This is a genomic window from Acidimicrobiales bacterium (assembly GCA_041394265.1).
Lineage (GTDB): Bacteria > Actinomycetota > Acidimicrobiia > Acidimicrobiales > SZUA-35 > JBBQUN01.
In genome coordinates this window covers 614,785-627,909 of the sequence record JAWKIO010000005.1, presented here as the reverse complement: position 1 = coordinate 627,909, position 13,125 = coordinate 614,785, and the positions used below count along the sequence as shown (strand labels likewise).

Sequence of the window (13,125 nt, the reverse complement as noted above, 5' to 3'; positions counted from 1 at the left end):
TCCTACCAACGGAGCGAGCCGATGTGGAGGATCCTGCGGGGAGTGGTGGTGCTGAACCCATCGCGGCGTGTCGGGCGCATGGCGAAGGACTCGGGCGAGTTGTCGGGCTTGGTCGGTGCGTCGGTCTGTCCGACGATGGCGACGATGCGATCGGGAACGCCGATCCAGGCGTAGTCGAGTCGCTGCTCGTCTTTGAACTTGGTGAGACGAACCCCGCCGGTGCCGCGGCCCTTGACCGGGATCTCCTCGACCGAGGTGGACTTGGCCGTGCCGGTGTCGGTGATCGAGATGATCACGGTGTCGTCGGTGGCCAGGCCGGCAGCAAGGATCTTCGCATTCCCCTTGAGCGACATGGCGGCGACGCCCCGCGCCGCGGGCCCCTGGATGCTCACGCTGTCGACGGTGGTGCGCAGTGCCTGGGCATCGGTCGTGGTCATCACGATGTCGGCGTCGTTCGGCGCCGACAGCACGGCGATGATCCGGTCCTTCTCGTCGAGCTTCATGACAAGGCGGCCGCTCGTGACCTCGATGATGGCCGGGAGTTCGATCCGCTTGGCCTTGCCGAGCGCAGTGACGAACAGCACCGGGGGATCGACGGCCTCACCCTGGGCGATGCCGGGGAGCAGGCCCACGATGGTCTCGTTGCGGTCGGCCGAGAACACCTCGTTGGCATCGCGCCCTCGGCTCCGCCCTCCGACCTCGGGAAGATCGTTGGCGATGATCGACAGCACTCGGCCGTTGGACGTGACGGCGAGCACGGGTGATCGCAGCGACGTGGTGAGCGACGCCGCGAGCACGTCGTGGCGGCTCGGCGTGAACGACTTTGATGTGCCGATCGGTTCACGCCCGATCAGGCCCGATGCCGACAGGGTGACGACACACGGGTCGTCTTCGATGTCGGCCACCACCGCCTCGACGAGCGCCTCGAGGTCGGGCACGTCGTGGGCACCGATGATGCGGGTGCGGCGCGGGGTGCCGTAGCGCTCGGCCACCTCGCCGAGTTCCTTGAGCACGATGGTGCGCTGACGCTGCTCGGAGCCGAGGATCTTCTCGAGTTCGGCGATCGTGGTGACGAGTTCGTTCTTCTCGGTGACCAGTTCGTCGTAGGCGAGCGCCGTCAGCCGGCGGAGCCGGAGCTCGAGGATCCACTCGGCCTGCTCGTAGCTCAGCGTGAGCTGGTCCATGAGCCGTTCGCGAGCCTCACCAGAATTGGCCGAGGTGCGGATGATCGACACCACCAGATCGATGTTGTCGATCGCGATCAGCAAGCCTTCGATGATGTGGAGGCGCTCGGTGGCCTTGCGGAGTCGGAACTCGGACCGCTTGACCACCACGTCGAGGCGATGATCGATGTAGTGCTGGCACAGGTCGTAGAGCCCGACCGTGGTCGGCGTGCCGTCGACGAGCACGACGTTGTTGACGCCGAAGCTCTCCTCGAGCGGCGTCAGCTTGTAGAGCTGCTCGAGGAGCAGTTCGGGCTTGATGCCTGCCTTGGCCTCGATCACCAGTCGCATGCCGGACTTGCGATCCGACAGGTTCTTCACGTCGGCAACACCGTTGAGCTTGCCGGCGTTGACGAGCTCCTTGACCTTCGAGATGACGCGCTCGATCCCGACGAGGTAGGGGAGTTCGGTAAAGACGAGGCCCTGACGGGCCCGCGTGATGTCGACGATCTCGGCGGTGGCCCGCATGCGGATCGAGCCGCGACCGGTCTCGTAGATGGTGCGCAGATCATCGTCGATCGCAATGCCGCCGGTGGGGAAGTCGGGGCCGGGAAGCACGGCCATGAGCTCATCGATGGTCGGCTTCGGGCGGCGTTTGGTCATCACCAGCTTGATGGCTTCGTAGACCTCCACCAGGTTGTGGGTCGGCATGTTCGTGGCCATGCCGACGGCGATCCCGGACGTGCCGTTGACCAACAGGTTCGGGAGGAGGCCCGGAAGGTACGCCGGTTCCTGGGTCTCGCCGTCATAGGTGGCACGGAACTCGACGGTCTCTTCGTCGATCTCGGCGACGAGATCGATCGCGGCCGGAGTCAGCTTGCACTCGGTGTAGCGCTGGGCGGCGGGGGGATCGTCGAGCGTGCCGAAGTTGCCCTGGGGGTCGATCAGCATGACCGGCTTGGCGAAGTCCTGCCCCAAACGGACCAGCGCGTCGTAGATGGCGGCGTCGCCGTGCGGGTGGAACTTGCCCATCACATCGCCGGTGACGTGGGCACACTTGCGGTGCGAGTTCTCCGGCAGCAGGCGCATCCGATACATGGAGTAGAGGATGCGTCGCTGCACCGGCTTGAGGCCGTCGCGCACGTCGGGGATGGCCCGTGACGTGATGACCGACAGGGAGTAGGCGAGGAACGATTCGCCGAGTTCGTCGGCAACGGGGACGTCGATCACCTCACGGGCGAAGGGGAACAATCCGTCGTTCGTAGCCAAGTCCGTCTCCTTTCGGCTGCGCGGGCAAGCAGCGGGTCAGACGGTAGCGAACCGAAGCGCCGCTGCGGGCGCATCTCGTGGCAATCGCGCCACAGCCTGCGCGAACGTCGAACGTGAAAATGGCCGGCCGAAGTGCTTCGGACCGACCAGGTGGGGGTCGTTCGCCGTGGGGCGAGTGACGGTGGGCTGTGCTGCCTCGAATCGGGACCGATACGAGGCGTTGGGGTCAGCGGCGGCGGCGGCGACGCTCGGCGTCGATGCGACGGGCGGCGCGGATCACGGTGTCGAGGCGTTCGCTCAGCTTCTCGCCGTCGGCCGGCTCGTCGTCGACGATCAGTTCCGGGGCCAGCGCCTCGAGAATGGCGCTGACACTGACGCCTTGCTCGGCGGCGAAGCCATGCCACTGGTCATGGGCGTCATCACTGACGTAAGCATGAAGCGCTTTTCTTCCGTTGTCTTGCGACACGGTGAATCTCCAATGTGCTGGGCTGCGGTGGTGACTCCATCGGCCGCCGGAGCCGCCAGTTGAGTCGACCGATCATATTGCAAAATCGAATCGTGTACAGGGCGTGACCGTTCGGATCCGTTCGAACTCGTCCGATATGGGCAGCTCAGACCGTAGATGGACCAGCTTCGTCAAGGTTTAGCAAAGAAGTTCCGGCGCCTCGGTCGAGATGGCAGCAACGACGTCCTTGGCTGACGGATTGACCCCGAACCAGCTACCGACGACGACGGTGGGCACGGTCTCGTTCCCGTTCGCGAGCGATCGGACCACCGCAGCATGCGCCGCGTCGTCCCAGATGTTCTTCTTGGTGAAGGGGATGCGCTTCTTCTTGAGCGACCGTTCCAGGAGCATGCAGAACGGGCAACCCGGTCGCCAGTAGAACTCGACGGTCGGGGTATCGGCGCTTGCGGTCATGGCTGATCCAACCCTTCGTCGTCGTTCGCTGTTCCACCGCCATCGGGGCCGGCGTCGGGGGTGAGGGAAGCGCCGAGCACGTCGCCGAGGCTGGTGGGCGCGTCGTCGGATCGGCCGGTGGGGTCGCCGGGTCGCCCCCGCTGATCAACGAGTCGGTTCTCGACCAGCTCGTGCCGCTCGATGTAGGCGGTGGAGAACGCCGTGACCGTGGCAAAGAGCGGCAGCGACAGCAGGGCACCGGCGATCCCGAACAGGGAGGTGCCGCCGATCACGACCGCAATGGCGATCGCGGGGTGCATATCGAGGGTCTGGGCCGTGATGCGTGGCTGGAGGACGTAGTTCTCGATTTGCTGGTAGACGACGATCGCACCAATGACCCACAGCGCCTTGGCGGGCTCGATACCGACGGCGACGAGGACCGGGAGGATGCCGGCCAGGTAGGTGCCGATTGCCGGGATGAACTGCGAGATGATGCCGACCCAGAGGCCCAGGGCGATGGGCGACGGCAACCCGAGTGTGCGGAACACGACCCAGTGGAACGTCGCGGAGATGACGGCCAGGATCATGCGAGAGCTGATGTAGCCACCGGTCTTGGTGATGGCCAGCTCCCAGACCCGAAGGATCTCGTGCTGACGAGCGGGTGGGAAGACCGAGCAGACGCTCTGGCGCAGCCGCGGGCCGTCGGCCGAGAAGTAGTAGGCGAAGATCGTGACGGTGAGAACCTGGAACAAGACGTTGGCGATGGTCGAGCCGAAGCCGAGGAGATCGCCGGCAAGGTTGCTCGCGAACTTGGATGCCTCGCCTCCGGGCTGCAGCTGAGCGAGGAGATCGTCGGCACTCACCTGGATCCCGACCGTGGAGTCGAGCCACTCCTGTGCGCTCTCGACGTACGCCGGCAGCTCGTCGACGAGTTGGTTGAGCTGGTCGGCGATGAGGGTGCCCATCATCGCCAGGAACACGATGATCGCAGCGACGACGCCCAGCAGGGTCAGGACCGACGCCAGGCTGCGGCGCACACCGCGCCGCTCGAGCTTGTCCACCACCGGCTCGATCGCGAACGACAGGAACAGCGCCATCACGATCTGGGTCAGCAGACTCTGCAGCTCGCGTACGAGGAGGACGACCAGGACCAGGACGAGTCCGGTCAACCACCAGGTGATGATGGCACGACGAATCCACGGTGGCGGGCGGCGTCGATCGCGACTGGGGGCTTCGACGCTCGTCACGCCGATGATGCTAGCGAGCGCGTGCCTGCGGCGAGGTGGAACTCAGCGGGAGCCGACGAGTGCCGGAGCGGTTGCCGGCAATGCGGCGATCGGCGGCGTGCGGTCTCGCCCCCACCAGTCGGGTGGCGCGAACAGGGCGACGATCTGGTCGTCGCTCACTGTGCCCAGCGGCTGCCGGGTGCGAGGGTCGTGGACGACGATGACCGAGGGCAGGGACACGTCGAGTCGGTCGAGCACGGTGGCGACCGACTCGAAGTCCCACGCCCGCGGCGTGAGGTGAGCGGGAAGCATGATGCCGCCGACCGTGGTCCACGACCGGTCGGCTTCGGGCACTTGGGCCGCCATCGACGAGGTCAGGTAGCCGAGCGGTTCGTTGCCCCAGCGGACGACGGGGTTGGCAGAGCGGATCGGTTGGGTGTTGCTCCAGTCGAGGAACTGCTTGGCGGTCGATCCGTCGGGCACGGCGACGGGATGGCGGACCATGAGGGCGTCGAGCCGCATGGCATCGAGCCGGGCCCGCACGGCGGCGCCGGCGATGTCGTTCTTCGCCGCCGCTGCGACGAACACGCCGATCGCGATGGTGAGGTAGCCCGAGATCCGTCCGACCCACAGCGCCTCGGCCAGACCGAGGATCACGATGCCAAGGCCCATCGCAAGTCCGAGACGGGCGGCGATCAGGCGTGATCGTTCGGCATTGCCGTTTCGGCGCCACAGGAACGCGGCCAACACCCGGCCGCCGTCGAGCGGCGACCCGGGCGCCAGATTGGTGACCGCCAGCAGCACGTTGACCGCTGCGAGCCAGACGCATACCGCCCCGCCGAGTAGCCAGTACTCGTTGCCGTAGAGGAGCCAGGCCAGTCCGCCGAAGAGCAGGCCACCGATCGCATTCGCAGCCGGCCCCGCGATCGCAATCTGGAACTCTGCCCGAGGGGTCGGGGCCTGCCTGGTCAGCTTGGCCATGCCTCCGAGCACCCAGAGCGTGAGCCCGGCGACGCCGACATCGTGGCGGCGGGCCATGATGGCATGCCCGAATTCGTGGGCCAGGAGTGACACGAAGAACAGCAGCGTGCCGGCGCCGGCGGCGATCCAGAGATCGGTCGAGGTGGCGCTCCGATCGGCGCCCGGCAGGATCTGCAGCGCCAACAGGACCGTCACGGCGATACCGACGACGAGCGCACTCCAGTGGATGCCGACCGGGATCCCGGCGACACGACCCAGGCGAATGGTGTCGGTCAACGGAGCAGCCTTCTGGGAACGGTCGAGGTCACGGGCACCAGTTTGGCGCAGATTTGTCGGCAATGACGGGCGGGGCGGCAGGCTCAGACGGCACGAACCGAACTGGCGAGGAAGGCAGCTGCCCGCGCAGCGAAGTGGTCGGGAAACTCGGCGAATGCGAAGAGCTTGCCCCGCTCGATCGACTCGAACGCGGCCGGGCCTGCGAACTGGTCGAGCATCCCGCGGGCCGTGTCGGCCGGAAAGACCGGGTCGTTCGCTCCCCACAACAGCAGCGTGGGCGCGCTGATCCTGGCGTGAACGTCGAGCAGCGCATCCACATCGGACCAGCGATAGGACCGCAGCACCTCGAGCTGCCGCTTCATCAGCGACCGATCGGTGAGCAGCGGCTCCACGAACGACCGGTGGAACGCGCCGTCGATGAGCGACCGGTCGTCGAAGGCACCGCCGAGCACGAGCGGCGAATGGAGCAGCAGCCTGGTCCCGAGGTTGAGCCGGAGCAAGCTTGCTGCAAACGGGAGGCGGCTCACGGCGAGAAAGAGGCGGAGGAGCCATGGCCGTTCGTTGGGAATCTCGGTGCCGGTCAAGACGAGCGCGGTCACCTGCTCGCCCCGATCGGCAACCAGACGACGGGCCACCATCCCGCCCGAGTCGCTCGCAACGACGGCGAAACGCTCGAGACTGAGCTCATCGATCGCTTCACCGAGACCTCGCAACAGCGAGTCGAAGCCGAGTTCGACGGCGTCGTCCATGACCGAGTCCCCGGCGCCGGGGAGGTCGATGAGATGGCATCGATGGCCGGGAAGGGCCGCCGCGACCTCGGCCCAGATCTCGCGATGGAGCGGCCATCCGTGGACGAAGACGATGTCGGGGCCGTCGCCGACACAGCGATAGCCGAGCCGACCGTTGGTGATGGGGACATGGGTGCGTGGTGTCATGGGATCGAACCTACGGATGTGCGACTCATTGGGCCATGACCTGTACGGGTAACTGCCGCCCGAGGCCCGAGCATCCTACGCTCGCGTTCATGTCCACAGATCGAGCGCTTCCCGCCCTACTTCGCTACTGGCGATCGCAGCGGGGGCTGAGCCAGCTCGACCTCAGCCTCAACGCCGGCGTGTCGACTCGACACCTGAGCTTTCTCGAGACCGGCCGATCGCGTCCGAGCGTCGAGATGGTCATGTTGTTGCTCGAAACGCTCGATGTCCCACTGCGATCACGCAATGAAGTCCTGCGGGCAGCCGGGTTCGACGCCCACTATCCCGACCCCGGGGTCGAGGCCATGCTCAACGGGCCGCTCCAACTGACGCTCGAACTCATGCTGCGCCACCACGAGCCCTTCCCGATGCTGGTGGTCGATCGCTGGTACGAGCTCGCTGCGACGAATCAGGCGGCGGCACGATTCATGTCGCTCGCCGGCCTCGATCTTCACCGCAACGTCGCTCGGCTGCTGTTCGACCCCGCAGCTCGACCACTGATCGACGACTGGCCGCGAACGGCGAGCGAGATCCTGCGCCGTATCCAGCGCGAGGTCCTCCACCGACCCAACGACGAAGCCATGGCCGACCTCTTGGCCGATCTGCTCGACGCCCCCGACGTGCCCGACGACTGGCGGCAACCCGACCTGGCAGCCGGCGCCGAGCCGGCGATCCCGCTCCGGTTCCGGGTCGGCGATGCGGTCTTGTCGTTCATGACCACCATCACGGCCTTCAACGCGCCGAGCAACATCACGCTCGACGAACTGCGGCTCGAGAGCTTCTTTCCGCTCGACGCCGAGACCGAAGCCTTCTGCCGATCGGTGCTCGGCGCCCCCTGAGGTGCACCTTCGCCGAGGAGCGCCGATGGTCGGTCAGTCGAAGGCAGGGAAGGCCACGAGACCGCCGCCGTCGAGGACGATCTTCTGGCCGGTCATCCAGCTCCCGGCGTCGCTCGCCAGGTAGAGAGCGGCCGCAGCGATGTCTTCGGGCTCACCCAGGCGCTTCAGCGGATAGCGCTCGGCCACCTCGGCGCCCCGTTCGCCCTCCCAGAGCATGCGAGCGAAATCGGTCTTGATGAGGCCGGGGCAGATCACGTTGACCCGCACCTTGGGGCCGAGTTCCGCGCCGAGCTGCTCGGTCATGTGGATGAGCGCCGACTTGGTGAGGTCGTAGACCCCGAGCACGGCACTGGTGCTGAGCCCACCGACCGACGAGATGTTGATGACGACGCCGCCGTTGTCCTTCATCGCCTTCTGCCACGCCGTCTGGGTCCACAGCAGGGGAGCGGTGAGGTTGACCTGGAGCGTCTTCTCCCAGCGGCCCTGGTCGACGTCGATCATCGGTCCGGCATAGGGGTTCGTCGCGGCGTTGTTGACGAGGATGTCGAGACCACCCAGGCGCTCGATGGTGGCGTCGATGGCCATGGCAGCCGAGTCGGCATCGCCGGTGTTGGCCGAGATCCATTGGCATCCGTGGCCGATCTCGGCGGCGGCGGCCTCGAGCGACTCGGCCTTGCGGGACACGATCATCACCCGGGCACCGGCTTCGGCGTACATGGTGGCGATCGCCTTGCCGATTCCTCGTGATCCACCGGTCACGAGGGCTACTTTGTCGTCGAGTCGAAGGTCCATGGCGCCCGACGTTAGGTCAGAACCAACGGTAGGTTCACGTCCATGCAGCAGCGACGCTCGATCTCGGTGCCCGTCGCGGGTGGGGAGCTGTCGGTCGAGGTCAGCGGCGCGTCGCCCGAGCGCTCGAACGGCAGCGTGGTGTTCCTTCACGACCTTGCAGCGAACTCGGTGAGTTGGCGCTCGGTGACCTCACGACTCGACCCGGCGACGACCGCACTGGCGCCGGACCTTCGCGGCCGCGCCGCGAGCGGCGAGCTCCCCGAACCCTTCGGCATCGATGCGCACGTTGCCGACGTGATCGCCGTGCTCGATCACACCGGAGCCGGCTCCTGCGTCCTCGTCGGACACGGCACGGGAGCGTCGATCGCCACCTCCATGGCCGAACGTCACCCGGACCGCGTCCACGGTTGCGTCCTGATCGACGGCGGTGTTCCGATCCGCGTGATCGGCGATCACGCCGTAGTGATCGACGCAGCGTTGCTCCCACTGCTGCAACGGTTGCGGACGGTCTATCCGGATCGCGACACGGCACTGCTCGCCGCCCGAGCACGAGGGATGTCGACCGGTACGGCCGACGACGTGTTCGTGGCGACCGTGCTCCACGACCTCGGTGGGACACCACCTCAGGTTCGTAGCCGCACCAACGAGTCAGCCGTCTGGTTCGACGGAAGCGAACTCCTCCTCGACCCGGCGAAATCCAGCGCCATCGAGCGGATCGGCGTCCCTGTCGAGGTGCTCAGCGTTGCCGCGTGGGCCCGGCCTGTCGTCGCCGATGACGTGGTGCTCGGCGATCCGCTGGAACTCGAGCGTCGCCACGCCCACGTCGCTGCCGCCATCGTTCCCGGCGTCGACCACGACGGTCTCCTGCTGCACCCGCAAGGTGCGGACGCCGTTCGGCGCTGTGTCGACCGTGTGATGGCGCGAGCAACCCGCCGCCCGAACTGAGCCTCAGGGGAGGAAGTCGGCCGAGCCGAGATCGAGGATGGTGGTCGAGTATCGGGTGAACATCGTCTCGATGAGCTCCCGGCCGCGATCGTTCAACGTGTCGAGGTCGACATCGTTGGCTCCGGTCACCAGGTAGCCGAGCAGCACGAGTCCTGCGGCGCGATAGTCCTCCCGACAGTGTTCGAGCGAGTAGTCCTCGACACCATTCGCCACCAGCACCTGGTGGTATCGAACGAGCAACTCGTCCTCGTGGGTGCGTCGCCACGCAGGCTCGAAGTTGCCGCCGAGGAAGTAGACGACATCCCACAATGGGTTGGCCTGGAACGGCAGTTGCCAGTCGAGCAGGGCGAACGGTGGGTCGTCGGGTCCGTCCCCGAACATCATGTTGTCGAGTCGGAAGTCACCGTGGATGAAGGTGTGTGGATGCCGTCCTGCCCCGGCCGCGACCATGGCCTCGTAGTCCTCGGCAGCTCGGTTCACGAGCAATTCGATGTCCGGGCTGACGAGGTGGCCGAAGACGGTGTGGAACCGCTCGAGCCCACCGAGATACGCACCCTTCAGGATCTGGAAGTAGGGGCTGTCCGGACCGGGGAGCCATGACGAGAACTCCTCGAGACGGGGGTTCTGCCACCAGTGGGCATGAAGCAGCGCCACCGCCTCGAGCGCCAGCCCGGCTTCCTCCAAGGTGCAGGAGGCGAGCTGGTTCCCGGCGCGCATCGGCGCGAGGTCCTCGAGCAGGAGGATGAAGTCGTTGTCGTGGGCTGCGTTGTGGAAGCACGCTGGGATCCGGAGTTGGATCTCGGGCGCGACGTCACGGAAGAACCCCGACTCCTTCTCGTAGAAGCCGAGCATGAGTCCGAGATGCTTGAACCCCTCATTGGTCGTCGGCAGCTTGGAAATCATCGACGTCGTGGATGAAGGCGTCGGCGCGTCGTAGGTCAGGGTCAGCCGAGCCACCTCGCCGATGAAGCCGACGCCTTCGCCGATGACCTCGGCATCGACCTTCGTGACGCGGGCGCCATCTCGTACCTCGTCGCTCAAGGCGATGTTGAGCCAGTCGACCGTGATGGCCTGGCTCGATGTGGGTAGTGCGTTCACGTCGGTCCCCCCGTCGTCGCTCGGACGCTAGCACCGACGCCGGGCTGGTACCGCTGGACCGTCAGGTCTGGGCGAGCAGGACCATGACCACGAGCATCACGGCGATGAAGCTGACGAAGAGCCATTCCACGCGATTGCGAGTGATTCGCTCGAACTCGATGGCCGTTGCCAGTTCCGTGGCACGCCCCTCGCGTTCGAGCAGTTCCTGTTCGAGCTGCGTGAGGCGGAGTTGTTTGCCGGCCGAGGCCTTGCGGCTCACGTCCAGCTGCTTCTTCATGTTGTCGAGCTGCGACTGCACCTCTTGGAATGCGCCTTCACTCTCGCCGAGTTGGGCCCTGAGCGCGACGATGTCGATCGATGCCTCGAGATCGGAGGCTTCGGTGTCGTCAGTGGTCGGATTCTTCAGCCGGCCGCGGAGCTGGCGCAGCTGACGGACCGGATCGGGATCGACCGGCGCGAGGATGCGCTCGATGGCGAGGAGGATTCGGTCGAGATAGGCCGTGTCGTCGGGCAGATTGAAGTGCGCCCACAGATTCCGGGCCTCGACGAGTTGGGCAACCAGACCACGGAGATCCTGGCCGAAGAACTCGGCGAAGACGGGGCCCCAGAACCGTCGCATGACCAGCAGCTGGAACAGCGGGTCGGCTGCCCCGTGCTCGTTGGCGCGACCCATTCGATTCGCCGCCGCTTCCTCCCAGGAGGGGTCGTCGGCGAAGTAGCGGGTCATGCGCTCGTCGATGAAGGGGCCCATGCCCGCGGCGAAGATCTCGAAGGCCTCGGCCATCTGGGCATGGCGGCTGAGCGCCAGACTCGGGGTACGGGAACGTTCGGTTGTCATGGAGAGTCCGAAGCCCCCTTTCCGGTGCGAGCGTGGTCGAGAACGAGGGTGGGCGCCCGTGAGCGACACCTCCCCGGTGCTGTCTCACTATCGGCAGCGAATCGGCGGACCTGAGCGCTCAACTCGGCCGATCTTCTGCCGTTAATGGAAGGGTGTACGACCGGCGAGTAGCCCTGTCACCAGGGATCGTGATCGGCTGTGGTATCGCCACCGCCGTTGTTTGGCTTGCCGCGCTCTTCATCGTTGCCGACCTCTCACAGTCGTCGCTCGTCATCGCCGGAGCCTCTGGCGCCGTCGGTGCCATCGGTGGTGGCGTCGGCGCCATCTGGCAGAACTGGTCCCAGCGCCACAACGTGCACTCGTTGGCGCAAGTCGAGCACCAGGCGCAGCACGACAACCTCACCGGACTCGCCAACCGGAACTCGCTGTTCGTCGAACTCGAACGGGCTTCGGCTCGCGCCAAGAAGAACGACACCGTCCTCGGTGTGCTGTTCCTCGATCTCGACCGGTTCAAGGTCATCAACGACTCGATGGGGCACGAAGCCGGCGATGAGCTGCTGCGGATCGTCGCCACCCGACTCAAGAGTGCCGTGCGCGGCAGCGACATGGTGGCCCGCTTCGGCGGCGACGAGTTCGTCGTCGTCTGCCGAGATCTGCTCTCGGAACGCTCCGTGCTCGCCGTCGCCGAACAGATCCTCAAGTCGTTCCAGCAGCCGGTCTCGCTGAACGGTGCCGCCCAGGTCGTCTCGACATCGATCGGTGTGGCCATCGCACTGCCGGCCGACACCCGCAAGCCCGAAGACCTCGTTCGCGACGCCGACGCCGCCATGTACCGGGCCAAGAAGAGCCGCAGCGGCTACGCCGTGTTCGACGAAGCTCAGCGCCAGCAGGTGATGAACCGCCTCGACATCGAGCGCGACCTCGTTCGAGCCCTCGACGAGGAACAGCTCGTCGTCTTCTACCAGCCACTCGTCAACGTGCCGCAGAAGCGGCTCTACGGCTTCGAGGCGCTGGTCCGCTGGAACCACCCGACTCGCGGCCTGATCGGTCCCGGCGAGTTCCTCGGGGTTGCCGAGGAGACCGGCATGATAGCACGTATCGGCGAGATGGTGCTGAAGGAAGCGTGCGCCCAGGCCGCGGTGTGGAACCACCTGTCGCCCGATGCTCGCAACATCCGCATGGCAGTCAACATCGCCGAGCAGCAACTCCTCGATACCCAGCTGCCCCAACGCGTGGCCGACATCCTGGCCTGGAGTGGGCTGCCGCCCCAGCAACTCGTGCTCGAGATCATCGAGGACGTGATCGTCGATCATCTCGACGGCCTGAAGATGCTGCGCGACATCCGCGACCTCGGCGTCAACCTGGCGATCGATGACTTCGGCACGGGCCAGTCCTCGTTGAGCTACGTCAAGCAGTTCGACATGGTGACCACGCTGAAGATCGACAAGACCTTCGTCGACTCCATGGAGCAGGGCACGTCGAATCGCGCGATCATCGAGGCCATCATCGCCATGGCCAAGGCGCTCGACATGAACATCGTGGCCGAAGGTGTCGAGAACGAGCGCCAAGTTCGTCAGCTGCTCGACCTGGGCGTCAACGTCATGCAGGGCTACCTCTTCAACAAGCCGGTCGACGCGTCGGTGATCGACCCCGAGGTCTGGTTCAAGCCCCGCGACACGGTTTCGAACACGCCGGGCATGACCTCGCTCGAAGTGAGTCGAGCGCTTGCCGACACCGGCTCCTCGCGCCCGGCTCGGCGGGGCTGACGTCGCTCGCTCGGACGTACGGTCTGCCCAGCCTCGGTCCGTCCAGCCTCGGTCGGCGCC

The 13,125-nt window shown here is 66.2% G+C and carries 12 protein-coding genes; 3 read left to right on the top strand and 9 right to left on the bottom strand.

From position 1 onward, the window contains the following. Positions 1–2 precede the first annotated feature (2 nt). The 6 genes from R2733_03065 to R2733_03040 all read right to left on the bottom strand — a co-directional run bounded on the left by R2733_03065 (position 3) and on the right by R2733_03040 (position 6,748). Positions 3–2,432 (bottom strand): DNA topoisomerase (ATP-hydrolyzing), encoded by a 2,430-nt coding sequence (locus R2733_03065; protein ID MEZ5375463.1) that lies wholly within the window; start codon positions 2,430–2,432, stop codon positions 3–5. Between the two features lie 226 nt (positions 2,433–2,658). Further along, a complete protein-coding gene (locus tag R2733_03060; GenBank protein MEZ5375462.1) occupies positions 2,659–2,898 on the bottom strand; it encodes a hypothetical protein in 240 nt (79 codons plus the stop codon). A 177-nt stretch (positions 2,899–3,075) separates the two neighbouring features. Further along, positions 3,076–3,351, bottom strand: a complete 276-nt coding sequence (locus R2733_03055; GenBank protein MEZ5375461.1) for a glutaredoxin domain-containing protein — start codon at positions 3,349–3,351, stop codon at positions 3,076–3,078. Beyond that, positions 3,348–4,577: an AI-2E family transporter gene (locus tag R2733_03050; protein MEZ5375460.1), complete on the bottom strand. Its 1,230-nt coding sequence runs from the start codon at positions 4,575–4,577 to the stop codon at positions 3,348–3,350. The genes R2733_03055 and R2733_03050 overlap by 4 nt, the downstream gene beginning before the upstream one ends. 42 nt (positions 4,578–4,619) lie before the next feature. Next, positions 4,620–5,813, bottom strand: a complete 1,194-nt coding sequence (locus tag R2733_03045) for a site-2 protease family protein (protein MEZ5375459.1) — start codon at positions 5,811–5,813, stop codon at positions 4,620–4,622. An 83-nt stretch (positions 5,814–5,896) separates the two neighbouring features. Next, positions 5,897–6,748, bottom strand: coding sequence for an alpha/beta hydrolase (locus R2733_03040; GenBank protein MEZ5375458.1), 852 nt, complete (start codon positions 6,746–6,748; stop codon positions 5,897–5,899). An 89-nt stretch (positions 6,749–6,837) separates the two neighbouring features. Here R2733_03040 and R2733_03035 point away from each other — a divergent pair, with 89 nt between their 5' ends. Beyond that, positions 6,838–7,626, top strand: a complete 789-nt coding sequence (locus R2733_03035; protein MEZ5375457.1) for a helix-turn-helix transcriptional regulator — start codon at positions 6,838–6,840, stop codon at positions 7,624–7,626. 33 nt (positions 7,627–7,659) lie between these two features. Here the strand turns inward: R2733_03035 and R2733_03030 are convergent, their stop codons facing one another. Further along, positions 7,660–8,418, bottom strand: a complete 759-nt coding sequence (locus tag R2733_03030) for an SDR family oxidoreductase (protein MEZ5375456.1) — start codon at positions 8,416–8,418, stop codon at positions 7,660–7,662. Positions 8,419–8,460: 42 nt separating this feature from the next. On the opposite strand from R2733_03030, the gene R2733_03025 reads away from it, so the two are divergent. Beyond that, positions 8,461–9,363 (top strand): alpha/beta hydrolase, encoded by a 903-nt coding sequence (locus R2733_03025; protein ID MEZ5375455.1) that lies wholly within the window; start codon positions 8,461–8,463, stop codon positions 9,361–9,363. A 3-nt stretch (positions 9,364–9,366) separates the two neighbouring features. Here R2733_03025 and R2733_03020 read toward each other — a convergent pair whose 3' ends face one another. Together R2733_03020 and R2733_03015 are read right to left on the bottom strand one after the other, a co-directional pair. After that, a complete protein-coding gene (locus R2733_03020) occupies positions 9,367–10,461 on the bottom strand; it encodes a phosphotransferase (protein ID MEZ5375454.1) in 1,095 nt (364 codons plus the stop codon). 61 nt (positions 10,462–10,522) lie between these two features. Next, positions 10,523–11,299, bottom strand: coding sequence for a Swt1 family HEPN domain-containing protein (locus R2733_03015; GenBank protein MEZ5375453.1), 777 nt, complete (start codon positions 11,297–11,299; stop codon positions 10,523–10,525). 152 nt (positions 11,300–11,451) lie between these two features. On the opposite strand from R2733_03015, the gene R2733_03010 reads away from it, so the two are divergent. Beyond that, on the top strand, positions 11,452–13,065 hold the full coding sequence (locus R2733_03010) for an EAL domain-containing protein (GenBank protein MEZ5375452.1): 1,614 nt from the start codon (positions 11,452–11,454) through the stop codon (positions 13,063–13,065). Positions 13,066–13,125 lie beyond the last annotated feature (60 nt).

Coding starts and splice junctions, on each gene's coding strand:
- R2733_03055 (MEZ5375461.1), bottom strand. CDS start 3,351: ATGACCGCAAGCGCCGATACCCCGACCGTCGAGTTCTACTGGCGACCG.
- R2733_03040 (MEZ5375458.1), bottom strand. CDS start 6,748: ATGACACCACGCACCCATGTCCCCATCACCAACGGTCGGCTCGGCTAT.
- R2733_03035 (MEZ5375457.1), top strand. CDS start 6,838: ATGTCCACAGATCGAGCGCTTCCCGCCCTACTTCGCTACTGGCGATCG.
- R2733_03030 (MEZ5375456.1), bottom strand. CDS start 8,418: ATGGACCTTCGACTCGACGACAAAGTAGCCCTCGTGACCGGTGGATCA.
- R2733_03025 (MEZ5375455.1), top strand. CDS start 8,461: ATGCAGCAGCGACGCTCGATCTCGGTGCCCGTCGCGGGTGGGGAGCTG.
- R2733_03015 (MEZ5375453.1), bottom strand. CDS start 11,299: ATGACAACCGAACGTTCCCGTACCCCGAGTCTGGCGCTCAGCCGCCAT.